This is a genomic window from Rhodococcus sp. 3258 (genome assembly GCF_031456475.1).
Classification (GTDB): Bacteria; Actinomycetota; Actinomycetes; order Mycobacteriales; family Mycobacteriaceae; genus Rhodococcoides; species Rhodococcoides fascians.
The window spans coordinates 551,012-574,167 of the sequence record NZ_JAVDUT010000002.1 but is presented as its reverse complement, the minus strand read 5'-3'; the positions used below and the strand labels follow the sequence as shown (position 1 = coordinate 574,167).

Here is a 23,156-nt window from a genome sequence, read left to right as displayed (position 1 = left end):
CCGATGACTCCGAACCGACGACCGGTTGCCGTTGTCGCGGCGGGGATGGCCGTGGAGGGCTACGACTGGGTGACGTTCCTTACGCTGCTCCCCTATATGACCCGCGAGCTGTTCGGTGACGACGAAACCGGGATGACTGTAGGCCTCGCAATCTTTGCCGCCGGGTTCGTCTCTCGTCCCATGGGGGCTTACATTGTCGGGAGTATCGCCGACCGGCGGAGCCGCACAACGGCATTCGTAGCCTCTTTGTGGATCGGGGTCGGCGCGACTACCGGAATGGCCTTCACGCCCGCGATAGACGGAGTGGCCTGGGCAGCTCCGGTGTTGTTGTTGATCTTCCGTGTGATTCTGGGTGCCGCACACGGCGGACAGGCCGCGGTGGTCAATGCACACATGTACGAGATGCATTCTGTCGGAGGGAGACTGGACCCGTCGGCGTTGATCTACACGATGGCCGCGTGTGGAAAAGTGGTGTCGCTGACGGTCACCCTGCTGACGATTGCCTTGCTCGGTCATGAGCAGATGTCCGTGTGGGGCTGGCGAATTCCCTATGTGGCCGGGGCGGTGGCAGGTGCGCTGCTGGCAATAGCCGCAACCCATGGCACAGACGCCGCTCGATCACGATCTGAAGAGGTGAGCACTGCGCCGAACCTCCGGGGTTCGGCGATACTGGCTCGGATGGCGGCAGTCTGTGCGCTCACCGTGGGAACCACGCTGTCTTACAACATTTGGGTCGCCGGCACCGTTCCCTATGCGGTCACGCATCTGGGCGTTCGCGAATCGACCATGGTCGCAATATCTCTCGGGCAGACGGTTGGTTTCGCTGGACTGGTTGTTTGCGCCGGAGTGCTGATGCGGCACCGACCCCGCACCGAGCTGTACGCCGCCTCCGCGGTCATTAATGCCGTGTTCGCTCTGCCCGTGCTGTATCTGACCCGGCCGTCGGCGACACTGGCGACGTACTTGGTAGGCACGTCGCTGGCGACGGTGGCCTTGGCGGGACTGTGTGCGGCATTGCCCGCGGTTATCAGCGCGCTATTTCCGCGATCGGCGCGCGGGGTGGGCAACGGCCTGCCCTATGCCATTGCCGTTGCATTGATCGGTGGGACGGCACCGAGCCTGCGCGAGACGTTCTCATCGAACTACACAGTCTTCGCGTGGTACGCCGCGGCGACGTGTCTCATCACGGCAGGCACAGCAATCGTGGTCGACCATCGGTCAATCGGGCTGCGACGCTGAAAGCAACTTATGGCAGTAACATCTGGACCAAGTTTTCGATCGCGCTTCGACGCTGCCGGTCGAGCAGTACGTCGTCGTCAGAACTTTTGTTCCGATGTCATGTGTCCGCTCAGAGTTCGCCGGGAACGTATGAACGCCTCTGGGCTTTAAAATCTCGTGCCGAGGCAAAGCGCACCCACACGGAGCAATCCATCGATCGGGCCACCAACGTTCACACGAGTCCACATCACTCGATACTTTCGACGCAGTGCAGGTCGTTCGTGTTGAGTTGCAGGCACGTCCAGCACATACAAAAAGCCCCTGACCTACGAATGTTCGCAGATCAGGGGCTTTTTTCCTGTGCGCCCGAAGGGATTCGAACCCCTAACCTCTTGATCCGTAGTCAAGTGCTCTATCCGTTGAGCTACGGGCGCATGTTCAGTTGTGTCGGTTCCGAAGAACCGACGTGCCGATCCTTGCGGATCAGCGTGGCGGAGGCGAGAGGATTTGAACCTCCGGACCCGGTGAAGGGTCAAGTCATTAGCAGTGACTCCCATTCGGCCGCTCTGGCACGCCTCCTAGGCTGCCGGCCCTCTCGGACCGCCGAGGAAAGAGATTACACACGGCTGAGGCCAGAAGGCAAAACGGCTGGTCGACGCCCCAGGTTCGCGCGGCGTTCGCGTAAAAGATGCTTGTTGCTCGTCAACGCATGAAGCTGTCGAACCAGTCGAAGATGCGCGTCTGCGCATCGACGAGAGCGGCCTCGGCGGGGTCGGTGTCGTCGCTGCTGCCCGGCTGTTCCCGAGGATGATCGGCGCGATGCTCCACACCGGAGTAGCTGACGACGTTCGTGGCCACTGAGGCGCGCGTGGCGGCATCGCGAAGGGCTTCGATGTGTTCGGGTGGGGTGTGGGGGTCGTTCTCGCCGTAGAGGCCGAGCCACGGCGCCTGCAACTTCGGCGCGGCGTCGACCAAAGCGATCGCGTCCGAATTGAGCGGCTCCACGATCCCTGCTGCGGCGACACTGACCGCCGCTCCGACCGGACGGCTGGTGGCCACGATCAACGCGGCCGTTCCGGCATCGTCGAATCCGATGACGCCGATGCAATCGGAGTACACCCCGCGCTGGACGAGCCAGTCGGAGGTGGCGTCGAAATCGGCGAAGAGGTCGTCGCCGAACACTTCCTTGTCGTCGCCGTGCCCCCGATGGAACAGGTCCGGCGCTACCGCCAGCCACCCTTCCAACGCGAGCGCGCGCAGGAGATCCTTCAGCGACTCGGGAATCTCCCTGGCCTCGTGCAACACGACGATCCCGCCGCGCGGGGACCCATCGGGCTCGACGGCCGTCAACGGCACTTTCTCCTGCGAGACGGGTTTCGATGCGGCCGTATCCACCTCGTCGTCCGCGCCGACTGTGGGCGCGGGGGCGGACCGAAGGACTGCGAAGTCGCTGAAAGTTCCCGACATACTGTACGAAGATAGGACGATCGCGGCCGTCCTGCACAGCTTTGACGCGGACAGGCAGAAGTCGCTTACCGACAGGGTCGGCGCATAATGACTGACGTGACCGTGCACATCCGCCCCGACCTCGACGCCATCCCCGCTTACGTACCCGGCCGCAGCTTTCCCGGTGCGATCAAGCTGGCGAGTAACGAAACGACACAGGGCCCTCTGCCGAGTGTCCGCGAGGCGATCGTGGAAGCCGCCGGCGGCGTCAATCGCTACCCCGACATCCGCGCGACAGCGCTCGTCGAGTCGTTGGCGAAGAAGCTCGGAGTGGCCCCGGAGAACGTGGCCGCCGGAAATGGCTCGGTCGCGTTGTGCCAGGAGGTCGTCCAGATTACCTGTGGCCCCGGTGACGAAGTGATCTTCGCGTGGCGCTCGTTCGAGGCCTATCCGATCATCGTCCGGGTGACGGGAGCGACGCCCGTTCAAGTGCCGCTGACCTCGGACCACGTGCACGATCTCGACGCAATGCTCGACGCCATCACCGAGCGCACCCGACTCATCTTCGTCTGCAACCCGAACAACCCGAGCGGAACCGTCGTTCAGCGCGACAAGCTCGTGGCCTTTCTCGACGCGGTGCCGCCCAACGTCCTCGTCGTCCTCGACGAGGCCTACTTCGAGTACACCCGGCCCGACGCGGCAGGCAATCACACCGATGGGGTGGAGATCGCACGCGGTCGGCGCAACGTGATCGTGCTGCGGACGTTCTCGAAGGCGTACGGCCTCGCGGGTCTCCGAGTGGGCTACGCGGTGGCCGATCCCGAGGTGATCACTGCGCTGTCCAAGGTTCGTATTGCGTTCGCAGTCAGCACCATTGCTCAGCAGGCGGCTCTGGCGTCGCTCGAAGCCTCGGCCGAGCTACTGGCTCGTACCGATGCGCTGATCGCCGAACGTGATCGAGTGCGCGACGCCCTGGTCTCGGGTGGCTACGACGTGGGCGTATCCCAGTCCAATTTCATTTGGCTGCCGCTAGGCGAACGTTCGGGTGAATTCGCCTCGGGCGCAGCCGAACAAGGCGTGCTGTTGCGTTCCTACGGAAACGACGGAGTGCGGGTCACCATCGGCGACCCGCACGAGAACGACGCGTTCCTGAAGTTCGCTCTACAGTCCTAGCGCGCGCTCGAGCGTCGGCCAGGATTCCCGGAGATCGTCCTGCCAGTACGGCCACTGATGAATGCCGTAAGGGCGGTAGGTGAAGGTGGCCGGTATGTCGATCGAGCGCAGGCGTGTGTCGAAGAGCGTGGTGCAGTACAGCGCTGCAGCTTCGAGCGGTCCGCCCATCGCAGCCTCCTGCACACCACCGCCGCCGGGGCCCAGCTCGTACGGGCCGGGTAGGCCGGTGCCGACGGACACGTAGACGTCCTTGCCGCGCAATGCTTCTGCGTTGCGTGACGGATCGTGTTCGATCCACTTCGCGTCGGCGTTCTCGCCCCACATGTTGGTGGCGTTGCCGCCGTTGGTGGCGACCGTGGCGCGCACGGCGTCCTTGAGGTTGTTCTGCGAATTGTCGTAGCACCCGCTCAAACCGGCTACTCCGGTGTAGAGATCGGGGTGACGCGTGATGAGATCCATCGCGGCCTGGGCACCCATCGACACACCGCCGATGGCATTGGTGCCGTTACCGGAGAACCGCGCGTCGATCAGCGGCGGCAACTCCGCAGTCAGAAATGTCTCCCACTTGTTGACGCCCAGAACGGGGTCGGGCACATTCCAGTCGGTGTAGTAGCTACTCGATCCACCGACCGGCAACACCACATTGACCGGCTTGTCCGCGAAGAAGTCGACGATGTCGGTCTTCTGCGTCCAGGTGCTTTCCTTGTAATCGGATTCCTTGCCGGCACTGACCCCGTCGAGCATGTAGAGCGTCGGACGGGACACGGCCTGCGCGGCTGGAAGAAGAACCTGCACCTGAATCGCCCGACCCATGGCCGGCGAATCGACCCACACGGCCGCACGACGCGGAGTCAACATGTCGACTCGATCGATACGAGCCGCTGCCGTCGGCAACGACTGCGCCTGTATGCCAGGTGCCGCCCCGCCACCATCGGCACTGCCGGTACCCGGAAGCGGCTGCGCTCCGGCGATACCCGACGACAGCAAGGACACAGCCAGCGCAGCCCCCGCTACTGCCAACACACGACGGTGCATCTGATCTGCCATCCTCCCCAGGCGCACCCTCGCGGGCGCAACACAAACAACATCCGTTCCACAACGTACCCACCGCGACGCAGACACGCCGAGGGCTGTGGGTCCGCTCACAGTAGCCGCGAAATCCCGGGTACAAAAGTCTGCGTAATCCTTTGTTACATGTACCGAAGAAATAACGGTCTACCTGGTGGGATGCTGCCGTCGGGCGGCGCTTCGGAAGGCACTCAATGTGACATTCGGTGGACTTTTCGGGGGTCGATGTCACATCGAGTGGACTTCTGACGGAGCAGGCTCAACCGCGGCCGGTTTCGCCCTGCAACTTGTCGATCATTTCCGACGCCTGCGCCTTGTTCAGGCCGTCGGGAACTTCCTCCCCTGCTTCCTGCGCGAGGGTGCTCAGGTAGCTCTTCTGCGGACCGGTCATCGGCTCGTCGCCGGTGACCCAGTCGTCGGGATCCTTCTCGGGGTTCTGGTTGACCTGCTCGTTTTCGCTCATACGTTCGTAAATACGCTCTATTGCCGGTTTCCAAACGCATCGACCCTGCGCATTTCGGTGCCGCCCTGCTCAGCACGGCTGTCGGTCGCGCGAATGACTTCGTTGACAGTTCAAGGATCCGACGAGGAAGCTCCATCGCACCCCCTCGAATTGGAGCAACATGAAGACGAAGAATCTGCTGGTCAGAATCGGCATCGGAAGCGCGATCGCTGCGGCAGCCATGGTCACCACCCCCGCCCTCGCTTCGGCGGATCCGATCACCGATTTCCTGTGCGGTGCCGGCTCGGCGCAGTTCTGCATCCTTCCGCCGCCGCCTGCTTTCGCTCCCCCGCCCGCACCGCAGGGTGCGCCCGCCCCCGCACCCCGGCCCAACGGTGGGTTCCAGTACCAGAACTGCGACGCCGCCCGCGATGCCGGAGCTGCACCGGTCTATCGCGACGAGTACGGCTACGGCCCCCACCTCGACCGCGACAACGACGGCATCGGCTGCGAGTAGCGAGTTCGCACTTGTGTAGGTGAATCGCTGTCGATTGTCTGCACAAGTGCGATCTCGGCGGGCGGATACGCTCGGTCGGTGAGACGACGCCAGCAACCGCCCCTGGCGAAGCGCTACGGCCTCGACCCCGCACGCGTCCGAATGCCCGAGGACGGGACATGGCCCACCGTCCGCGAGTTCTTGACGGCGACCGAGCAACGGATCTCGCCGGAGCGCATCGACGAGATGCTCGCTGCGGGTGAGGTCGTCGACATGGGCGGGCCTGTATCCGCTGATGCGCCGTACGTCCCCGGCGACGCTGTCTGGTTCCACCGCGACCTCCCGACGGAAACCGTTGTGCCATTCGATATCTCGATCGTGCACCAGGACGACGTCATATTGGTGATCGACAAACCGCACTTTCTGCCGACGATCCCGCGCGGCGGCCACATTCTGCAGACCGCGCTGGTGCGCCTGCGCCTCGAACTCGGCCTTCCGCAACTGGTGCCTGCTCATAGACTCGATCGCGTCACCGCGGGCCTGGTGCTGTTCGTCGTCGATCCGACACTTCGCGGGGCGTATCAGACGTTGTTTCAGGATCGGAAAGTACACAAGGAATACGAAGCCATCGCGGCCTACGAACCGTCGCTAATCCTGCCTACCGAGGTACGCAGTCGAATCGTCTCGGACAAGGGCCAGTTCACTGCACGCGAGGTGGACGGAGAACCCAACGCGCACACCGTCGTCGAACTCTTGGACCACCGCGAGGGCATCGGACGGTATCGACTGACACCGTCGACGGGACGAACCCATCAGCTACGTCTGCACATGAACTCGTTGGGCATCCCCATCCTGGGTGACGATCTGTACCCGACGGAATCCGGGCGAGCCGTCGACGATTTCACTGCTCCACTCCAATTACTCGCCAGTGCAATCGAATTCATCGACCCGATCTCGAAAGCTGTACGACGCTTCGAGACTCGGCGCAGCCTGGAGCGCTGGGTGTCGAACAGCAGTCCGTGACTCCCGGTTCCGCTGACTACTCAGAATTCTGGTCACGCTCGGACTTCACCAGTTCCTTCGTGCGGACCAAGCGCAGCGCCGTGACCAACACGACGCCGCCGATGATGTTGAACAGCACTGTGTATCCGAACCATTCGATCCACTCGCGGTAGCTCACATCCGCTCCTGCGTGGATGGCCCCGAAGATCAGCAGAGAATCCAGGACCGAGTGGAACAACTGCAATCCGGCCAACAGAAAACCCGCCGCCATGGCGGCGATGATCCGCGCCACGTCGGATTCGGTTCCCTGCTGCATGCGGGTCAGCAGTGTCATCGTGCTGCCGCCGAGAACAGCGAGGCAGATCGACTGAAGATCCAAGGGTGCGTAGACGAAATGATGCGCCGACTCGGACAACACTTCGAGCCATTGCGGAAACGCGTGCGCGATCAACCACATCACGAACCAACCGCCGAGCAGATTCGCGAGCAGCGCCCCGACCCATAACTTCGCGAGCTGTGCAGGCGTGCCGTTGCGGGCCACAATCGCGGCGATCGGCATCAGGAAATCCTCGGTGAACAGCTCACCGTGTGCGAGATAGATGGCCACGAGGCCGATTCCGAACGCCAGGCCAGCCAGCAGGTGACTGCCGGTCTCGTCCAGCACCGCCAGGTACGCCATCACCCCCAGAGCGACCTCGAGTCCGCCGAATAGTCCGGTGATCAGCACGGTGCGTACGGTGCGATGCAATCGCTCACCACCTTCGGTGACGACAGCGTCGAAACTCTCCTCGAGCTCCTCTTCCAGAGGTCCCTCGTTGTCGCCGTCGTTGCGCCGCGCTTCTTCGCTCATTGGCAGGTAGTACCCACTGAACCGGTATTGATGCCACGCCGAGTATTCGCTGCTTCGCAAACGATCAAACCCGGTCCACCCTCGCGGGCGGACCGGGTTTGATCAATCGACATGTGGCGGGGGTAAGTGCATGGCAATCAAACCTGTCGAAAGAAACTCGTCGGATGCTGAGCAAGTGGTCTGAGCTATAGGCCTCAGCGGCTGAGCCTTGCCGGTCGCTTGCACTAGTTCTCCAGTTCAGCAAGGAGGCGTGCCGCGAGTGCGTCGACTCGACGTAGGTTCGCTTGTGCCGTAGACAAGTCCGGCCACATTGGTCGACGCTTCTAGTAGCTCGGGCCCGTTGATCGTAGCCAGGCCAAGGACTCAAAAAGTTGAAAGTCCGCTCAATACCGGTCACCTGGGGTTGACAAGCCCAACATGCGGCATTTTGTGTCATTGAGGGCCTCGTGGGGCGTGTCGGTCGCGGCGCTAATCTATCGCGCGCACGAACTCGACTACATCGATGACTCCCGGTATCGATCACTTCAGATCCAAATGTCGAAGTGGCGCAAGAATGAGCCTGGCGGTTTTCGTGCCATGCACGGCACCCTGTTCAGCTGGCTGGTAAAGAGAAACGGCGGCACCGCGGAATTCGCTGAGAACTTTGGTTGCAATAGAAACCACGTCGCCGAACTCCAAGACTGGCGTCATCTTAGAGCTGCATAACTGACCGACCCAACCTGGGTAGACCAGGCGTCTTCGATGCGCCCGTCCACGTCGGCCCCTCGTCGACACGTTGGCGTGTGCTCACGAGGTCGAGAGGGGCGGGCCTGTCGATCGGTGCTGGTTAACGTGACGGTACGTCAGCGAAAGCTCGGACTGCCCGTCTGCAACAAATCACACGCTGTCCGCGCGGGCCTCTTTTACGGCGAACTAAAAAGTCGTGGCGGTCACTCCTGATCATGCAATGTTCGCGCAGGTAGTAACACCGGTCCGGGCTTGCTTGGGCTTGCTCGACGGTCAGATCATCGGTAAGTGTTCGCCACCGGCGCGAGTCAGGTGGGTTGGTAGATCGACCAATCCCATTGGGTCTCTTCACCTTGCGGGCGATCGATCACCGTATTGGGTCGCTTGGCCGCGGTCAGGCAGGGTATACGACGTAGCCACAAGGCCGGATCCAATTCCACAAGTCGTTCCGACCGGATCAACTGGTTCACACATTCAAAGTGAATACAAAGCGCTGAGCACGGAATATCTACAAACTCGCGATAAAGCCGGTCGCAGCGTCGGTGCGCTCTCTGACTGGACCCCGCACTACTACATAAGGAAACCTTTCGGCTTTCAATAAGTCCAGCATTGCACTGTCAAGCAGCGCGCGGAATTGTTCACTTATTGGCGGGGGATCGTCGCTTAGCCGCTTCTCGTTCGGTACGAAGATGACGGCATCGTAGGTCTGCCGAGCGTAGTTCACGACCTCGACCCTTAGAGCTTCCACCGCCTTGGCCTCGGCTGGCAGGATCCGCGTGGGCACACATTCTCCGTCGGATGGGTGGAGACCAAAACGGTAGCGGATGGCGGCGTACAGTAGCTCATGAAGCACAGACCCGTCGGATACGAAACCGGTATCAAGTGCGGCACTTTCAGCGCTGACGCGCTCGATCAGCCGGCGACTCACGAGCTGTAGCAACTCCAGTTCGTCACACTGTTCCAATGAAATTTGGAGCGCGCCGTCGCTAAGCACCATGGGGGTCGCATGAACACGCGAAAGGTTTAGCTCCTCAGCGATGGCCGTAGACAACGTAGTCTTGCCGTTCCCGTACGAGCCGACAACTGCTAATTTCATTTCAAAACATCCGATCCGATTTCATCACCGCTTACTACAGCACCCCGTCTCAGGATGTAGCCGGCGGCGCTTTCGATTTCCGCCAGCTCGTAGAACTGCTCATCGGTCACAACGACTCCGAGATCTTTCTCGACCAATAGACCCAACTCGATCAGACTGAGCGAGTCCAGACCCAGTTCGTCGAACCGGCTGGAACCGACTACTTGACCATCCTGCAAATCGACATTCTCCAACCGATTCTCAATCGCATGTATCAAATACTTAGCTATAGATTCTTGATTCATCTCGATCTCCGTTTCTTTCGTCCGAAGACACCGACACCGGCGCCGCCACGACGATCTCTGGCCAAGTTAGAGAAATAGAACCCCACGTCGTCCCACCTCCGAAGGCGGTTAGCAAAAGCTTGTCACCTCCACGCATATTGAGCTCTCTCGCACCATGTATTAGCGCCAGTGGGATTGATGCGGCTGAAGTATTTCCCACTCTGTCGAGATTGCTCACCAGATTTGACCGATCCACTCCGAGCTGATCAGCTAGCGCATGTAGGATTCTTTGATTTGCCTGATGACCCACGATCCAGTCGACATCGCGCGGCTCCCACCCGGTCCGCTCCAAAGCGGCTCGAGATGAGCGTGACATCCGTGTGACCGCGCTATGAAAGACGTCCCGTCCCTGCATAGTGAAGTAGGGCCCTGAGTCACTTTCAGGGTGAGCGGCTTGATAGGAGCCGCCACCTGGAATTTGAATCAGCGACCCACCCGAGCCGTCACTTCCAAGATCCACCTCGTAAAGACGGCCGATCTCACCATCCGTCCCGGCCCTCAACACGCAGGCTCCAGCACCATCTCCGAAGATAACGGATGTTGTTCTGTCGTTTGGATTGAGAATCGTGGAGTATGTCTCGGCCCCGATCACGAGCGCCGAGCGTGCCAATCCCCCAGCTATGTATCCCTTTGCTGTGGCTAGCGCGTATACAAAGCCACTGCAGACCGCTGCGAGGTCGAACGCCGGAACGGTACCGAGTCCGAGCCGAGCCGCGACAGACGGGGCCGTCGCCGGGCAGCGGTAGTCGGGCGTAGTCGTGGCCACGATGACGATGTCGACCTCTTCAAGACCCGCCGAGTCCAAGGCCTGCCTACCTGCTGCGTATGCCAAGTCTCCGGTCGACACACCCTCAGCCCAGTACCGGGCACCGATGCCCGTACGCGTCCGAATCCACTCATCGGTTGTATCCATCCGCAGAGCCAGGTCGGCATTGGACACCCGATTGCTCGGAAGTGCCCCGCCAACTCCAGCGATGACTGCGCTGGTCATGTCATGACCTGCGTCTCTGTCCGTTCCGATTCCGAAGTCGTGTCGAGCTGGGAGTAATCCTCCTGCGCCCGCCAAATCGCATCCTCGATAGACATTTTAGGCGTGAAATCATAGATCGAGAGGATCTTCTCCAATCGTTCTGGTATTGAGCCTCCAACGATATGAACTGGTATGTCGAGTTCTTTCAACGTACTCAGCAGCATGTCGTCCGCCAGTGAGCGGAATCGTTCGCTCACTGGACGATGCCCATCTGCAACCAGCGGAAACTCGATAGGTAAGTGCACGAATGAGTCATACGAGGCAGTCGCGTGCTGTTTCGCGGGAACACCGATCTGTTTCATTACTTCCGCGTAAAATTTGAGCTCGTCTGTGAGCGGTACATTCTCCAGATTAATCGATTCGTTCGGATTGATACCCACTAGCACTCGTACGGTGCCGTAGCACCACTCATGAAGAGAGGAACCATCTGAGACGAAGCCATCTGTCAGGTGACTCTCGTTTACGGCACGCCCCTGATTACGCCGCGTGATGAGCATGATTATCTCGGCTGCAGTGCACTCTTCAAGAGTTTTACCTGGCACTGAGACTGGCAAGAGTTCACGCATGGTTAGTGCCGAGCTCCTTGTTAGCCCGGTGAGATGCGAAACCGCCATCGTTGTCAGCGTCTTGCCCACTGAGTAGGTTCCTGAGATTGCCAATCGCATTGCTGCTCCTATTTTTCGGTTTGTTTCAGGGAAGTTGGTGGGCAACGGAGCACCGCGTGGTGACGCCGTAAACGTCTCCTACAACGTCTGCAACCCTCCATGGGTGACCACTTTTTTCGAGCAATCGCATCTTTTCGAGCCGAAAAGTGCTTATATCCGACTTCAATACGCCCGGGGCTGGCCAGGTCAAACTGGTATGACGCATCCACAGCGTTTGACTAGAGGCTCTCTCGATCGAATCGAGTTCGTACAGCAAGATCTGACCGACCTGGAGGGTGACAACGAACGAATCAATCACTGCATCCGCGGGGCGGAAACTGCGGATGTCCGGCAACGTTGCCGGACGGGCCGTGGCCGTCCAATCAGCACGGTCGATAGCAATATCGTTCACGACATTGCGGCGAACAGCCCAGTCTGTCGCGAAGCAACGTCGCCCCGACGTCTGTGCCACCGCTTCTTCAATACTTACTTCGCTTGGAGACTCAAACGACATTCGTACTCGCGATTGCACCCAGAAAGGGTGCTCAAGCGTCACATCCAAGCGCAGTTTCCCAATATGGCAGATGAAACTGGTCGCCGCCGTGCGTGCACCGGGTTCAGACTTCGAGGCGGCGATCAATTCGAGCGGGAATTCGCTTAAATCATCTTCTACCGCCGTTATTCCGGCGTCCACGCGCAACCCGCTCTTGATTGTTATCGAAGGGTCAGACGGATCGCCCCTCAGAGCAGAGACGAGGTAAAGCGATATCATCTCTTCGCCTAGCGCGATTACATCAACAGTACTGAGGTGGGGTGCCTGATCGTTCTGCCCTTTTCTCGACCAGTCTTTCGGATACGAAACAGCGGCGTTCGCAGTTAGCGTTCCATGTCCGAACCCGTCAGTCTGTATGGCAATATCACGCATCTCCCGCGAAGACCGCCGGTAGCCGTCGCCGAAAAACCGTCTTTCAGCGGACCCCAGGTAAACATCGGCCGATGAAAGAGCAAGCGGATCTAAGGTTACAGACATTGACATCTCCTTTCGGTCCAGATCAAAAAAGTGTTTCAAGCATTTCAGCCTCGAAGGCCTGGGTCGCCTGTCCATGCAAGACTCGAATGGGCCAGTTTGGGTCCGCAATTAGCGCTCGTCCGACAGCCACCAGATCAAACTCGCCAGCGGCGAGACGGTCACACACGTCCGATACGTCCGAGGGGCTCGCTCCCCCGCCATCCAGGTAGGTGAGAAAGTCACTATCGGCGAGACCAACTGAGCCCACCGTGATAGCTGGTCGGCCGCTAAGGTCTTTGACCCAGGCAGCCAGATTCAGTGGCGATCCTTCGAACTCTGGCTGCCAGAACCGACGCTGCGAACAATGAAAGATGTCAACGCCGGCAGCAGCCAAAGGTTGAACCAGCGTTGCGAGTTCGCCTGGGTCTTGAGCTAGTTTGGCCCCGTAGTGACCGACTTTCCACTGTGACAGACGAAAGATAATTGGAAATTCTGGCCCAACTGCAGCTCGGCAGGCTGCCACGATCTCTTGCGCAAACCGGAGTCGATCCGAGATTGACTTACCCCCATACCTGTCGCCTCGCTGATTCGTTACCTCCCAGAGGAACTGATCGATCAGGTAGCCGTGCGCACCGTGAAGCTCGATCCCGTCGAAACCGAGCTGCTTTGCAACGCGCGCTCCTGATGCAAAACCGTCGATCACATCGGCAATATCGTTCTGCGTCATCGGGTTACGAGATACTTTCGTGCTGGGGTCAATCCCCGATGGGCTGCTTGGGTATCGAAGCTCGCGACCGAAATCGCCTTCATGACCCCAATGCAACGGGTCCCAGCCGACGTGCCACAGCTGCGGAACGATCGCGGCACCGTTCTCGTGGACAGCATCCACCACTGCCCGCCAGCCAACCAGCGATTCTGCGCCGAAAAACCTCGGTATATCGTCTCTACTGGAGGATGTCGGGTGGTCGATGACGGTTCCCTCAGTGATGATGAGCCCAACTCCACCTGCGGCGCGGCGTGCGTAGTACTCAGCAACGTCCGGCCCAGGAACTCCACCCTCGGACATTCCTCGGGTCATAGGTGCCATGACGACGCGGTTCCGTAGCTTGAGTCCGCCGAGTTCGAAGGGCTCGAACAGTGGTGCAACGGCGGATTCAAGCTTGGCCGAAGTCACACTGTCACCGCGGGGAGGTCGCTAGGAGCATCGAAACCGACGACGCACCGCAAGTCTTGAGGTGTGAACATGTGAGGGAACAACACACCGCCGGGATCGAGGGGCTTGGATTGAGCCAGCGAGCCGATGTCCACTGGTACAAAGCCTGCAGCAGTGACCAGAGCCGCCACCGACGCCTTACTCGACGGATCGTCACCGGCGAGCGCCATTCCCCAGAACAGCGATTGCTCAGTGCCACGAGACCACAAGAGCTCTTCCATGACGTGACTAAAGCCCCTGACCACAGAGGAGCGCGGAAGCAAGTCGGCGGTATGCTGGCCGGAGGCTCGGTCATCGTCCAAGGTCGATATAATTCGACCGTCGCCGGACAGGCCCATCGGATTTGTCGCATCAATGACTACGGTGTCTGCAAGATTGCCCGATTGCGCGGCCGCAACATCTTTGAGCGCAGGGTAGGGAACCGCCAAAAGTGCGATATCGGCCGCCGCCGCTGCATTGTCCAGAGTCGTAACCGGTGCGGTCAATCCGTCAGCCACGATTCGTTTGTGTAACGCTTCTGGTGAGCGCGACCCAAGAATGACATGGTAACCCGCCCGAATCCATAGCCTTGCGATCGGGAGTCCAATTCCGCCGACACCCAAAACTGATACGGTCGGCTTCTTACCTGTTTCGCTCATTGTCTTCCCTTCATGGCAGGTCTCGGATATTCCGATTTCCATCAGCCCAGATTATCCGCATTGCAAGGCCGCTAATGCGCCACCCGGAATTTGAACTGGAGAATGTATATTCATACTCTCCTCCCAGTGTCCACAACGGCCCGCCCTGATCGTTGGGCTTCAGGTGAGTCGCTTGAAACATCGCAGTAGCGGTTGCCGAATCGTCGCTCAGTCGTGAAACGAGATGGTTTGAAATGAGATGCTGTGTCGAGGTCAAAGGCTCCCGGTTTTTCGCCCACTTTTCTACCATCGCAGCGCGGTCAACAACCGCGACGTCGCCACCGTTGAGACCTGTGTAGTCGAGTCTCACACGATCAGTGAATAATTCATCCATCAATTCCCACTGCTTGTGGTCAAGATACCAGCCCATCTTCACCGTCAGCTGTACTAATTCTTGATGTAGTTCGGGCGTCACGGTTTGATCGAAGAGTGTCATGGTTCGCCATTTCCTAGATTTACAGACTGAACAAGGTAGTGACAGGCCCGCTACGGCGTCAGCTGGCTAAAAGTGTGCCGATTCTCTTTGAACCAATCGGCCGATTCGTTAAGTCGCCGCGTCGACCCATTGAAGTGTGGTGCCACGTAGCGTGCGAGCCGCTCATAGCTTCGTTTGGTCTTGTCCCAGTCGGCCCAATCCTGGGCATAGACCAGCAGGGTGCCAAATCCGCCAGTCACATCTTGAAGGTGGCGGATCCCCTCCACTACGTCATCCACAGACCCCACCAACACGCCACCGAGCTCGATCGATCGATCCAGGAGCTGGTCGTCACGGACTCCGTCGACACTAATGTTCAGTCCGCGCAGGTCACGCCAGTATTCATGCGTCCAACGATCGTATCCTTCGCGCACGTCATTTATGGCCTGCTGCCGGGTCTCCCCCACATAAACCGGCAAGGTGATGCGCCACTTCTTACGATCCATCGTATTGCCGTGCTCTGCAGCAGACTCCTCGGCGTACGACCACTGCTTCCTGAGGTCAACGGGAGGATGGCCTGGGCGGGGCGCTCCGAACGAAACAACGCTGACACCGTGCTCGCCGGCTAGCCGCATACTATTTGGTGAGCCGACGCTCGCCGTAACAATTTCGAGTGGTCCACGGTATGGGGCTAGTTGCAACCGCGCCTCGTTGAGCGTGAACCATGACGTCTTTTTTGTCACGCGCTCATCAGTGTTGATGAGTCTGACTACTGCATCGAGGGATTCACCCATCATTGCGCGTATGTCGGTCATCTCTATGCCGAGAGTTCGCGCGTCGACCGGGATTGATCCAGCCCCAACGCCCAGCACGAATCGACCGTGACTGAGGTGATCTAGATGCAAAGCGCGTGTGGCGACCATGAAAGGGTGGTGGTAAGGCAACGTCGCTACCCCGGTCGCAAGTGTGATCCGGGATGTGCGCTCCGCCGCAGCGGCGACCAGCAACTCGGGTGCACCGATCGTGTTCCAGCCCATCGAATGGTGCTCGCCAAGCCAATATTCTTTGTAGTTGAGCTGGTCGAGAAGCTCTGCGAGTTCCAAATCGCGCTGATAGAGCAACGTGAGATCCTCCCCGATTGGATGCATCGGAGACATAAACACGCCGAAATCAATGCGTTCTGTCGGTTCCATATCAGTACCTCATTCTCCCGAAGATTAGATGCCAAAGGAACATCAGGCAGCCATTAAGTCGGCACAGCATTGGTTGATTCGATCGACAAATTTGGGAATCCGATGAAAAAAGTGATCCCCAGCAACTTCCTCGACTGCGACATCGCCGACGGTCTGCAATTTCCACGCCGCCGGCATTACAGGCAGTGGGTCTTGGTTTCCGACGAAGACGCGAATCGGGAACGATGCCTTCCTCGGAAACGTCGAGGAGCAGTATGTCCGCACTCGCTCAAGCACATAGAGGTCGGACACTAATTGCTGCTGCTTTACGCTGCCGAGATCAGACTGCTGGTCAGGATTTATAGCAGCGCCCACCAGGTCTACCACAGCCGTTGACCCCAACAGTACCGTCGGAGATTTCGGTGCGGCCGCGGCACCGACAAGCAACGAAATTGGCGGCCTTCGGTGTCGTTCACCCTGGTACATCGCGAAGGCATATCCGATTGTTGCACCCATGCTGTGGCCGTAGACGACGTACGGTCCTGCGCATTTGTCGCGTAATTGCATATCGAGGTCGAGCAAAAGATTCTCGACGTCTCTGCGCTTGTAACTCGCGAGGTCCTTTCTACCCGGTAGCGAGACCGCGATAAATCGGATATCGGTGCCCAGATGCCGCCTCCAGTTGGTGAACGCTGCTGGGGAACCACCCGCGTGATGGAACGCCACCAGAGTCAAAGGTGCGTGTTCAGATTCCGATGTCATTACTCCTCCTCCCTGACGTAGACGCTAGTGAGCCTTGCGAACGGGGGGGAGTGTGAGTTTCACCTATGAGTGTCACCACCACTCAGGCAGATGGCGATCGACTCGACTACTTCGAGCCCTGAGCCTGGGGTCGGCGGTGTACACACTTATGCCGGCGCTTGTGGGCGCAGCAGTCATTGCCCTCGCCCGGAGACGGCGGTGGCAGGCCTGAAATCTATTGCAGATCAACAGTACTGATGGCAGCTACGCCGACGCTCGTCTCATGCCAGTCGTCCGAAGCCTTCGATTCGGGCGTTGGAGATCTGTGCAGGCCTGCCTACCTGGCGTGACGACGACCGGGAGTTTGGCAGTCGTCTTATCAGCATTCGGTTCAGACGGAGCGGAGCTTCTACCATCCAGTTGGCTGCGAACACGGCGGCGTTGACGGCCCTCGCCGTGAGTGGTCAGCTCTTTCGCGGGATATAGCTAATTAGCTGGAGATCATCGCAGCCGCTTAGATCCATGGCGGCAGCATCGAAAATGGCGTCGGTACCGTCCGGGAGCTTCAGAACTACTTTCCGCGCTTTACGATGCGCAGTGGAATGCTGCTGCCACAACTCCAAGAAGAAGGGGTTCTCGCTCAGCGCCCCGACCAATTTCATCAAATCCTTGTCGTCGGGGAACGCTCCGGCGCGAACCCGTAGGCTACCCACGAAGCACTCCGCCATCTCGTCCCAGTTGACCACCAGGTTTCTGTACGAGGAGTCTAGAAAGAAATATTCAAGGAATGCTCTTTGTCCTGGTATCAAATGAAGAAGAGTCTGAGCCTGATCGTTGACATACAAAATTCTCCAATGTTTATCAACGACGAATGCTGGACTTGGCATGTCCTCTGCAATTCGCGCGAGCAACGAACGCTCATTGCTGGATGCGGCCGTCGAGACGGTGGGTGGATTCATATCGGCCAGATTGTAAAGGTGTGCGCGGTCTGTTTCGTCCAGTTGAAGTGCTGTGGCAATCGAGTCAAGTGCAGATTCGGAAATCCGAATGTTGCGGCCCTGCTCGAACCATGTGTACCAAGATGTGCTGACACCGGCAAGTACCGAAACTTCTTCCCTCCGGAGGCCGGGTGTATTGCGTCGCCCATAGGCGGGCAAGCCCACATCGCTAGGCTTCACTCTCGCGCGACGGGACTTTAGAAATTCGCTGAGTTCGTTCCTTCGTGCAATCAGGGCGGGCGACGGCATGCGCACAACCTACAGTCCGCACGTCAGCGATGTCAGGCCTGCATCGGACAAACCGGGCAATAGGTTGGTTTGTGATGAAGATCATGCCTTAGCAGTTTTGGCTGCCGCTGATCGCCACACGAGACGCCACGCGCAGACGGCTGCGAGGGCATACGCGATTGTGATCATAAAGAACGCGATGGATGCGCGGTCGTACCAATCTTCACCAACGCTAATAGCAACGCCCATCGCGGCGATGCCGAACAATGAGCCGATTTGGCGGTTCGCGTTGAGAACAGAGCCCGATACGGCCGCATGTTCAATACCTGCAGAGTCAACTAGAACGGCGGTCATCGCCGGCGAGATGATTCCGGCCCCAATATTTGCGAGACCGACGGCCACCGCCAGCACCCAGTAGGGAGTACCCGGAGAAATGGCCGTGAGACCGACAGTCGCGGCTGCTGCAACGACTAGGAATCCGGTCAGCAGCGGACCGTTAGAGAATCGACCGGAGATCTTTGAGTACACGATATTGGAGATCGGAAAGAACATGGTCATGGGTAAGAGCTGAAGCCCAGCTTCGAAGGGCGTTGCCCCCCTCGCGTTCTGCAGAAAAAGGCCGAGAATGAAGATTCCTCCAAAAAGCGAAAAGTTGAATAGAAACCCGATCAGGTTACCCCCGGCGAATGCTGGTCGACGAAAGAGGGACCACGGCATCACTGTCGACGTGGCTGATCGCTCCCGGAGATACAAGAGAACAATTGCCACAATAGCCAGGATAAACGCACCAAGGACTTTCGCGGAGAGCCATCCCTCATTGGGCCCTTCAATAATCCCGTAGCAGGTCGCGGCCAGCAGGAGCACTGCCAAAGCGTGCCCAGCTACAGGTACTGGGGATCTCGTGGGCGCGATGGGTGCAATCACACGGTATGTGAGCAGTGCACCGATCACCCCAATTGGCAGATTGATGAGGAAGATACTTGGCCAGCCGAATGCTGAGACCATGATCCCGCCGACTGTCGGACCGACACCAGATGCCGTGGCGACGATGGCCGACCAGAGACCCAGCATACGTGTCCGCTCCATTGGGTCAGGGAACGAACGGACAAGCAGGGCAAGGGAGCTGGGCATGAAAAGTGCAGCTCCAACACCTTGAACGAATCTGGCTCCAATTAGAACTTCGCTGGTGGGTGCCACTGCGCAGGCGAGTGACGCAGCGACAAATACCGCCATGCCGATCATGTAGATACGTAGGCTGCCAAATCGGTTGGCCAAGCCGCCCGCGAGGAGCAAAAGTGCGGCAAAGGCGAGAACATAACTGTCGACTATCCAAGTCAGTTCTGTGATCGAGGTGTCGAGGTCGCTCTGAATTCGGGCACCCGCAACGTTCACGACGGTCGTGTCCAGAGAAGCCATCACAAATCCAGCTGCCAGCGCTGTGATTTTCAGTCCACGGTTAGCGACGTGCGGTGATCCTTGGTCACTAGCGACATCGGGTGTCTCCGAGACGCGTTGGTTATGAGTCATGCGTGTCTCCCTCGGTTACGCAATTTGGTTGGACGGAGCTGATCACTCGCGACGATGTCGCCAGCCCCATGTAGCTAAGCCCTTATGACGATGGCTGTCAACCTTTGATGCTCATCAACCGTTCATGACAGTGATACGATGGCGACCGAAGACAGGAGAGCGACAATGAGCATCGCCACCGACAACCGCGTGACCGACCACATCGACATCAACGAGATCAGCACTCAGGGCCTGCTTGACGCGCTCGTTGACCCGGTGCGCCGGAGCATCGTCCGGCAACTTGCAGAAGCTGATCACGACATTGCTTGCGGAACGTTCGATATCAATGTCAGTCGGTCGACGGGAACGCACCACTTCAAGGTCTTACGTCACGCTGGAATAATTCGTCAGTATTATCTCGGCACGTCGAAGATGAACTCGCTACGCCGCGAGGATCTGGAAGCGGTTGCTCCTGGCCTAATTGACGCCGTGCTGGCAGCACCGGAAAGACTGCGCTAGCGATGCGAGTAAATGGGTGGAGATCGGAAATATAGGGAAGAGATCCGCCACTTTTCGGACCAGAACGAACTCGCATTCAGTCCAGCACATGCCCGAAGGACGCCCCGGACGCGAGATGCGTAGTCCGAGTTCCCGCAACGCAGAAGAACACCGGCACCATGGAAGCGGTGCTGGCATTCGCGGAGGTCCCCACTGCTCACACCACCGCGATGTTCTCGTGATGTAGCGCCGCCCTCGCCGGTGAGATACAACGCGACGGTAACGGCACCTCAACCTTCAACATTTTCTAGCAAAAAGACCCTGACCCGCATCGTTCGGTGCGGGTCAGGGCACGTCTCGCAGCGGAAGCGGAGGGATTTGAACCCCCGGACGCTTTTACACGTCTCTCGCTTTCAAGGCGAGTGCATTGGGCCGCTCTGCCACGCTTCCGTGTGCGATCTTAACGGCCGAGGCGGCACCGGCCCAATCGCCCCTCGTTGCCGGTCTGTCAGCGTCGGGGTCGGGTTGCCGATGCGTCCATTGCGGCGTCCACCTTCTGGAAGATGTCGCCCAGGACCTCGAGTTCGGTCGGGGTGAGGAGATCGACCAGATGTTGCCGGACGCTGCGGACGTGCGTGGGTGCTGCCTCCGTCAGTCGTCGTCGACCTTCCTCGGTGATGACGGCGAGGACGCCACGGCCGTCGTGCGCGCAGGTACTGCGGCGCACCATGTCCTGGACTTCCATCCGCCTGATCTGGTGGGTGAGGCGACTTCGGGAGGACAGAACCCCGTCGGCCAACTCGCTCATGCGGATGGAGCCGTCGTCCGCCTCGGACAGCATCACCAGGATGCGGTACTCCGCCATCGACAGGTCGTGTCTGTCCTGTAGATCCCTGTTCAATACCTCCATCAATCGTTGACCGCCGTCGACATAGGCACGCCAAGCTCTCATTTCCGCAGTGTCGAGCCACTGCGGGTCCCCCCCGGGACCAATGGCTAATTCGGCCGTCACGCGAGTCATCTTAGGCAGGAAATCTACTCACGAGTAGCTTGCCGTGGTTCGGGGTCCGATTCGCCGATGCGACCTAGGGTCGAGTTATGACAGATCCCTACATCGACCCTCCGTACGTTGCCGCCGCCGATCGCTACGAATCCATGTCGTATCGCCGAGTGGGATCGCGTGGGCCGGTACTGCCGGCTGTGTCGCTGGGCCTGTGGCACAACTTCGGCGACGACGTTCCACTGATGAAGCAGCGCGCGATTCTTCGTCGCGCCTTCGATCTGGGAATCAACCACTTCGACTTGGCGAACAACTACGGTCCGCCGTACGGAAGCGCCGAGAAGAACTTCGGCCGCATCTTCTCCGAGGACTTCGCCGGGTACCGCGACGAACTGATCATCTCCAGCAAAGCGGGATGGGACATGTGGCCCGGCCCGTACGGCTTCGGCGGCTCCCGCAAGTACCTGCTGTCGTCACTCGACCAGTCGTTGACGCGTATGCGACTCGACCACGTCGACATCTTCTACAGCCACCGCCCCGACCACGACACCCCCATCGAAGAGACAGCCGGCGCGCTGATCAGCGCTGTCCAGCAGGGGAAGGCCCTGTACGCGGGTATCAGCTCGTACAAGCCCGAGGGCACGCAGAAGATGGCGGATCTACTCGCCGACGCCGGTGTTCCGTTGCTGATCCATCAGCCCAGCTACTCGATGGTCAACCGGTGGATCGAACCCGAACTGTTGGGCACACTCGACGCGATCGGCGCAGGCGTCATTGCATTCTCTCCCCTCGCCCAAGGCATGCTCACCGACAAGTACCTCGACGGCATTCCTGCGGATTCGCGCGCAGCACAGGGTAAGTCGCTGAACCCGGACTGGCTCACCGACGACCACATGGGGCACCTTCGCGCACTGAACGACATCGCGTCCACCCGCGGTCAGTCACTGGCTCAGCTCGCGCTGAGTTGGGCGCTGCGCGACCGGCGAGTGACGTCGGTACTGATCGGCGCATCGAGCGTCGAGCAGCTCGAGAACAACGTCGCGGCGCTGGACAATCTGGACTTCTCCGACGCCGAACTCGAACAGATCGACAGCCACGCCGGCGACTTCGGCATCAACCTCTGGGACCTGTAAAGCGCCTGCGACAGTGGTGGCGCATCATGGATGCATGCGTGCAATCACACTGAAAGAATTCGGCGATCCCGACGTCATGGAGTGGACCGAGGTTCCCGATCCACGACCGGCCCGCGGACAGGTGATCGTCGACGTCTCCGCCACTGCCGTCAACCGTGCCGATCTGATGCAGCGTCAGGGCAACTACCCGCCGCCCCCGGGTGCCAGCGAGATCCTCGGTCTCGAGTGCTCGGGAATCATTTCCGAGCTCGGTGACGGCGTCAGCGGCTGGAACGTCGGCGACAGGGTCTGCGCGCTTCTGGCCGGTGGCGGGTACGCCGAGCAGGTCGCCGTGCCCGCCACCCAGCTGTTCCCGATCCCTGCGGGCCTCGATCTTCATGTGGCAGCGGCACTTCCGGAGGTCGCGTCCACGGTGTGGTCCAACCTGGTGATGGATGCGCACATGCGTTCGGGGCAGGTGCTGCTGATTCACGGCGGCGGTAGCGGAATCGGTACGCACGCAATCCAGGTCGCGAAACAGCTAGGTGTCACCGTCGCCGTGACCGCCGGATCCAAGTACAAACTGGACATGTGCGCGGACCTCGGTGCCGACATCCTCATCGACTACAAGAATCAAGACTTCGTCACCGAAATCCGTTCACAGACAAACGATCACGGTGCCGACCTGATCCTGGACAACATGGGCGCGAAGTACCTCGACCGAAACCTCGATGCCCTCGCCATGGACGGCACCGTCGTCACCATCGGAATGCAGGGCGGCGTGAAGGGTGAGCTGAACTTCGGCAAGCTCATCGCCAAGCGCGGCTCGGTACACGCGGCCGGATTGCGTGGACGCCCCGAGACCGGACCGTCGAGCAAAGCCGACATCGTCGCCGACATGACCGCACACCTGTGGCCGATGATCTCCGAGGGCCGGGTCACCGCCGTCGTGCATGCCGAAATCCCGATAACCGAAGCAGCACAAGGGCATCGAATGCTCGATGACGCCGAGACGATCGGGAAGGTCATCCTGCGCGTGCAGTGATGTGCGTCCGAGGGTCGTGCGTGGAACT

Annotated in this window: 25 protein-coding genes and 3 tRNA genes; 7 read left to right on the top strand and 21 right to left on the bottom strand. The window is 59.6% G+C overall.

What is annotated here, in order from left to right; all coding sequences use genetic code 11:
- Positions 1-3: 3 nt before the first annotated feature.
- Positions 4-1,239 (top strand): MFS transporter, encoded by a 1,236-nt coding sequence (locus J2X62_RS10240; RefSeq protein ID WP_230072767.1) that lies wholly within the window; start codon positions 4-6, stop codon positions 1,237-1,239.
- 340 nt (positions 1,240-1,579) lie between these two features.
- Here J2X62_RS10240 and J2X62_RS10235 read toward each other — a convergent pair.
- The 3 genes from J2X62_RS10235 to J2X62_RS10225 form a co-directional block, all read right to left on the bottom strand.
- A tRNA-Arg gene (locus tag J2X62_RS10235) sits at positions 1,580-1,652 on the bottom strand.
- A gap of 55 nt (positions 1,653-1,707) precedes the next feature.
- Positions 1,708-1,797, bottom strand: a tRNA-Ser gene (locus tag J2X62_RS10230).
- A 123-nt stretch (positions 1,798-1,920) separates the two neighbouring features.
- Positions 1,921-2,685 (bottom strand): dienelactone hydrolase family protein, encoded by a 765-nt coding sequence (locus J2X62_RS10225; RefSeq protein ID WP_027494763.1) that lies wholly within the window; start codon positions 2,683-2,685, stop codon positions 1,921-1,923.
- 96 nt (positions 2,686-2,781) lie between these two features.
- Between J2X62_RS10225 and hisC the strand changes: the two genes are divergently transcribed.
- Positions 2,782-3,837: a histidinol-phosphate transaminase gene (gene hisC, locus J2X62_RS10220; protein WP_204847133.1), complete on the top strand. Its 1,056-nt coding sequence runs from the start codon at positions 2,782-2,784 to the stop codon at positions 3,835-3,837.
- On the opposite strand, the gene J2X62_RS10215 is transcribed toward hisC, so the two are convergent.
- Complete coding sequence (locus J2X62_RS10215; protein ID WP_032388159.1) at positions 3,826-4,872, bottom strand: alpha/beta hydrolase family protein; 1,047 nt, start codon at positions 4,870-4,872, stop codon at positions 3,826-3,828. The two genes, hisC and J2X62_RS10215, sit on opposite strands and share 12 nt — an antisense overlap.
- 292 nt (positions 4,873-5,164) lie before the next feature.
- Positions 5,165-5,368: a DUF3072 domain-containing protein gene (locus J2X62_RS10210; protein ID WP_032368910.1), complete on the bottom strand. Its 204-nt coding sequence runs from the start codon at positions 5,366-5,368 to the stop codon at positions 5,165-5,167.
- A gap of 160 nt (positions 5,369-5,528) precedes the next feature.
- Between J2X62_RS10210 and J2X62_RS10205 the strand changes: the two genes are divergently transcribed.
- On the top strand, positions 5,529-5,864 hold the full coding sequence (locus J2X62_RS10205; RefSeq protein ID WP_027494767.1) for an excalibur calcium-binding domain-containing protein: 336 nt from the start codon (positions 5,529-5,531) through the stop codon (positions 5,862-5,864).
- A 78-nt stretch (positions 5,865-5,942) separates the two neighbouring features.
- Positions 5,943-6,866: an RluA family pseudouridine synthase gene (locus J2X62_RS10200; protein ID WP_310180099.1), complete on the top strand. Its 924-nt coding sequence runs from the start codon at positions 5,943-5,945 to the stop codon at positions 6,864-6,866.
- A gap of 16 nt (positions 6,867-6,882) precedes the next feature.
- On the opposite strand, the gene J2X62_RS10195 is transcribed toward J2X62_RS10200, so the two are convergent.
- The 14 genes from J2X62_RS10195 to J2X62_RS10130 all read right to left on the bottom strand — a co-directional run bounded on the left by J2X62_RS10195 (position 6,883) and on the right by J2X62_RS10130 (position 19,494).
- Positions 6,883-7,695, bottom strand: a complete 813-nt coding sequence (locus tag J2X62_RS10195; RefSeq protein ID WP_204847134.1) for a formate/nitrite transporter family protein — start codon at positions 7,693-7,695, stop codon at positions 6,883-6,885.
- 519 nt (positions 7,696-8,214) lie between these two features.
- Positions 8,215-8,385 carry a hypothetical protein gene (locus J2X62_RS10190; protein WP_310180095.1) on the bottom strand — a complete coding sequence of 57 codons (171 nt, stop codon included), beginning with the start codon at positions 8,383-8,385 and terminating at the stop codon, positions 8,215-8,217.
- A gap of 544 nt (positions 8,386-8,929) precedes the next feature.
- Positions 8,930-9,517, bottom strand: a complete 588-nt coding sequence (locus J2X62_RS10185; RefSeq protein ID WP_310180092.1) for an AAA family ATPase — start codon at positions 9,515-9,517, stop codon at positions 8,930-8,932.
- Positions 9,514-9,801, bottom strand: a complete 288-nt coding sequence (locus tag J2X62_RS10180) for an acyl carrier protein (RefSeq protein WP_310180088.1) — start codon at positions 9,799-9,801, stop codon at positions 9,514-9,516. The genes J2X62_RS10185 and J2X62_RS10180 overlap by 4 nt, the downstream gene beginning before the upstream one ends.
- A complete protein-coding gene (locus J2X62_RS10175) occupies positions 9,779-10,831 on the bottom strand; it encodes a beta-ketoacyl-ACP synthase III (RefSeq protein WP_310180085.1) in 1,053 nt (350 codons plus the stop codon). The genes J2X62_RS10180 and J2X62_RS10175 overlap by 23 nt, the downstream gene beginning before the upstream one ends.
- A complete protein-coding gene (locus tag J2X62_RS10170) occupies positions 10,828-11,535 on the bottom strand; it encodes an AAA family ATPase (RefSeq protein WP_310180083.1) in 708 nt (235 codons plus the stop codon). The genes J2X62_RS10175 and J2X62_RS10170 overlap by 4 nt, the downstream gene beginning before the upstream one ends.
- A 25-nt stretch (positions 11,536-11,560) precedes the next feature.
- The gene (locus tag J2X62_RS10165) at positions 11,561-12,544 is read right to left on the bottom strand and encodes an AvrD family protein (RefSeq protein WP_310180080.1); all 984 of its coding nucleotides are present in this window, start codon (positions 12,542-12,544) and stop codon (positions 11,561-11,563) included.
- Positions 12,545-12,566: 22 nt separating this feature from the next.
- Positions 12,567-13,697, bottom strand: coding sequence for an NADH:flavin oxidoreductase (locus J2X62_RS10160; RefSeq protein ID WP_310180077.1), 1,131 nt, complete (start codon positions 13,695-13,697; stop codon positions 12,567-12,569).
- Positions 13,694-14,416: an NAD(P)-binding domain-containing protein gene (locus J2X62_RS10155; protein ID WP_310180075.1), complete on the bottom strand. Its 723-nt coding sequence runs from the start codon at positions 14,414-14,416 to the stop codon at positions 13,694-13,696. Before J2X62_RS10155 ends, J2X62_RS10160 begins: the two co-directional genes overlap by 4 nt.
- The gene (locus tag J2X62_RS10150) at positions 14,385-14,849 is read right to left on the bottom strand and encodes a nuclear transport factor 2 family protein (protein WP_310180073.1); all 465 of its coding nucleotides are present in this window, start codon (positions 14,847-14,849) and stop codon (positions 14,385-14,387) included. Before J2X62_RS10150 ends, J2X62_RS10155 begins: the two co-directional genes overlap by 32 nt.
- Before the next feature lie 50 nt (positions 14,850-14,899).
- Positions 14,900-16,021, bottom strand: a complete 1,122-nt coding sequence (locus tag J2X62_RS10145) for an LLM class flavin-dependent oxidoreductase (protein WP_310180071.1) — start codon at positions 16,019-16,021, stop codon at positions 14,900-14,902.
- Between the two features lie 42 nt (positions 16,022-16,063).
- A complete protein-coding gene (locus J2X62_RS10140) occupies positions 16,064-16,762 on the bottom strand; it encodes an alpha/beta fold hydrolase (protein ID WP_310180069.1) in 699 nt (232 codons plus the stop codon).
- A 443-nt stretch (positions 16,763-17,205) separates the two neighbouring features.
- Complete coding sequence (locus tag J2X62_RS10135) at positions 17,206-17,988, bottom strand: helix-turn-helix transcriptional regulator (protein WP_310180067.1); 783 nt, start codon at positions 17,986-17,988, stop codon at positions 17,206-17,208.
- Between the two features lie 81 nt (positions 17,989-18,069).
- Positions 18,070-19,494 carry an MFS transporter gene (locus J2X62_RS10130; RefSeq protein ID WP_310180066.1) on the bottom strand — a complete coding sequence of 475 codons (1,425 nt, stop codon included), beginning with the start codon at positions 19,492-19,494 and terminating at the stop codon, positions 18,070-18,072.
- A 165-nt stretch (positions 19,495-19,659) separates the two neighbouring features.
- Here J2X62_RS10130 and J2X62_RS10125 point away from each other — a divergent pair, with 165 nt between their 5' ends.
- Positions 19,660-19,992 carry a helix-turn-helix domain-containing protein gene (locus tag J2X62_RS10125; protein WP_310180064.1) on the top strand — a complete coding sequence of 111 codons (333 nt, stop codon included), beginning with the start codon at positions 19,660-19,662 and terminating at the stop codon, positions 19,990-19,992.
- Positions 19,993-20,334: 342 nt separating this feature from the next.
- Here J2X62_RS10125 and J2X62_RS10120 read toward each other — a convergent pair.
- Together J2X62_RS10120 and J2X62_RS10115 are read right to left on the bottom strand one after the other, a co-directional pair.
- Positions 20,335-20,421 (bottom strand) — tRNA-Ser (locus J2X62_RS10120).
- 58 nt (positions 20,422-20,479) lie between these two features.
- Entirely contained in the window at positions 20,480-20,992 is a 513-nt protein-coding gene (locus J2X62_RS10115) for a MarR family winged helix-turn-helix transcriptional regulator (RefSeq protein WP_048319194.1), read from the bottom strand.
- A 77-nt stretch (positions 20,993-21,069) separates the two neighbouring features.
- Here J2X62_RS10115 and mgrA point away from each other — a divergent pair, with 77 nt between their 5' ends.
- The gene (gene mgrA, locus J2X62_RS10110; RefSeq protein ID WP_310180061.1) at positions 21,070-22,104 is read left to right on the top strand and encodes an L-glyceraldehyde 3-phosphate reductase; all 1,035 of its coding nucleotides are present in this window, start codon (positions 21,070-21,072) and stop codon (positions 22,102-22,104) included.
- A gap of 34 nt (positions 22,105-22,138) precedes the next feature.
- The gene (locus J2X62_RS10105; protein WP_048319190.1) at positions 22,139-23,128 is read left to right on the top strand and encodes an NAD(P)H-quinone oxidoreductase; all 990 of its coding nucleotides are present in this window, start codon (positions 22,139-22,141) and stop codon (positions 23,126-23,128) included.
- Positions 23,129-23,156 lie beyond the last annotated feature (28 nt).

What these genes read in the sequence shown, in the direction of transcription:
- J2X62_RS10240 (WP_230072767.1), top strand. Translation starts at nt 4, where the DNA reads ATGACTCCGAACCGACGACCGGTTGCCGTTGTCGCGGCGGGGATGGCC.
- J2X62_RS10225 (WP_027494763.1), bottom strand. Translation starts at nt 2,685, where the DNA reads ATGTCGGGAACTTTCAGCGACTTCGCAGTCCTTCGGTCCGCCCCCGCG.
- J2X62_RS10215 (WP_032388159.1), bottom strand. Translation starts at nt 4,872, where the DNA reads ATGCACCGTCGTGTGTTGGCAGTAGCGGGGGCTGCGCTGGCTGTGTCC.
- J2X62_RS10210 (WP_032368910.1), bottom strand. Translation starts at nt 5,368, where the DNA reads ATGAGCGAAAACGAGCAGGTCAACCAGAACCCCGAGAAGGATCCCGAC.
- J2X62_RS10205 (WP_027494767.1), top strand. Translation starts at nt 5,529, where the DNA reads ATGAAGACGAAGAATCTGCTGGTCAGAATCGGCATCGGAAGCGCGATC.
- J2X62_RS10195 (WP_204847134.1), bottom strand. Translation starts at nt 7,695, where the DNA reads ATGAGCGAAGAAGCGCGGCGCAACGACGGCGACAACGAGGGACCTCTG.
- J2X62_RS10190 (WP_310180095.1), bottom strand. Translation starts at nt 8,385, where the DNA reads ATGACGCCAGTCTTGGAGTTCGGCGACGTGGTTTCTATTGCAACCAAA.
- J2X62_RS10185 (WP_310180092.1), bottom strand. Translation starts at nt 9,517, where the DNA reads ATGAAATTAGCAGTTGTCGGCTCGTACGGGAACGGCAAGACTACGTTG.
- J2X62_RS10180 (WP_310180088.1), bottom strand. Translation starts at nt 9,801, where the DNA reads ATGAATCAAGAATCTATAGCTAAGTATTTGATACATGCGATTGAGAAT.
- J2X62_RS10175 (WP_310180085.1), bottom strand. Translation starts at nt 10,831, where the DNA reads ATGACCAGCGCAGTCATCGCTGGAGTTGGCGGGGCACTTCCGAGCAAT.
- J2X62_RS10170 (WP_310180083.1), bottom strand. Translation starts at nt 11,535, where the DNA reads ATGCGATTGGCAATCTCAGGAACCTACTCAGTGGGCAAGACGCTGACA.
- J2X62_RS10165 (WP_310180080.1), bottom strand. Translation starts at nt 12,544, where the DNA reads ATGTCTGTAACCTTAGATCCGCTTGCTCTTTCATCGGCCGATGTTTAC.
- J2X62_RS10155 (WP_310180075.1), bottom strand. Translation starts at nt 14,416, where the DNA reads ATGGAAATCGGAATATCCGAGACCTGCCATGAAGGGAAGACAATGAGC.
- J2X62_RS10150 (WP_310180073.1), bottom strand. Translation starts at nt 14,849, where the DNA reads ATGACACTCTTCGATCAAACCGTGACGCCCGAACTACATCAAGAATTA.
- J2X62_RS10145 (WP_310180071.1), bottom strand. Translation starts at nt 16,021, where the DNA reads ATGGAACCGACAGAACGCATTGATTTCGGCGTGTTTATGTCTCCGATG.
- J2X62_RS10140 (WP_310180069.1), bottom strand. Translation starts at nt 16,762, where the DNA reads ATGACATCGGAATCTGAACACGCACCTTTGACTCTGGTGGCGTTCCAT.
- J2X62_RS10135 (WP_310180067.1), bottom strand. Translation starts at nt 17,988, where the DNA reads ATGCCGTCGCCCGCCCTGATTGCACGAAGGAACGAACTCAGCGAATTT.
- J2X62_RS10130 (WP_310180066.1), bottom strand. Translation starts at nt 19,494, where the DNA reads ATGACTCATAACCAACGCGTCTCGGAGACACCCGATGTCGCTAGTGAC.
- J2X62_RS10125 (WP_310180064.1), top strand. Translation starts at nt 19,660, where the DNA reads ATGAGCATCGCCACCGACAACCGCGTGACCGACCACATCGACATCAAC.
- J2X62_RS10115 (WP_048319194.1), bottom strand. Translation starts at nt 20,992, where the DNA reads ATGACTCGCGTGACGGCCGAATTAGCCATTGGTCCCGGGGGGGACCCG.
- mgrA (WP_310180061.1), top strand. Translation starts at nt 21,070, where the DNA reads ATGACAGATCCCTACATCGACCCTCCGTACGTTGCCGCCGCCGATCGC.
- J2X62_RS10105 (WP_048319190.1), top strand. Translation starts at nt 22,139, where the DNA reads ATGCGTGCAATCACACTGAAAGAATTCGGCGATCCCGACGTCATGGAG.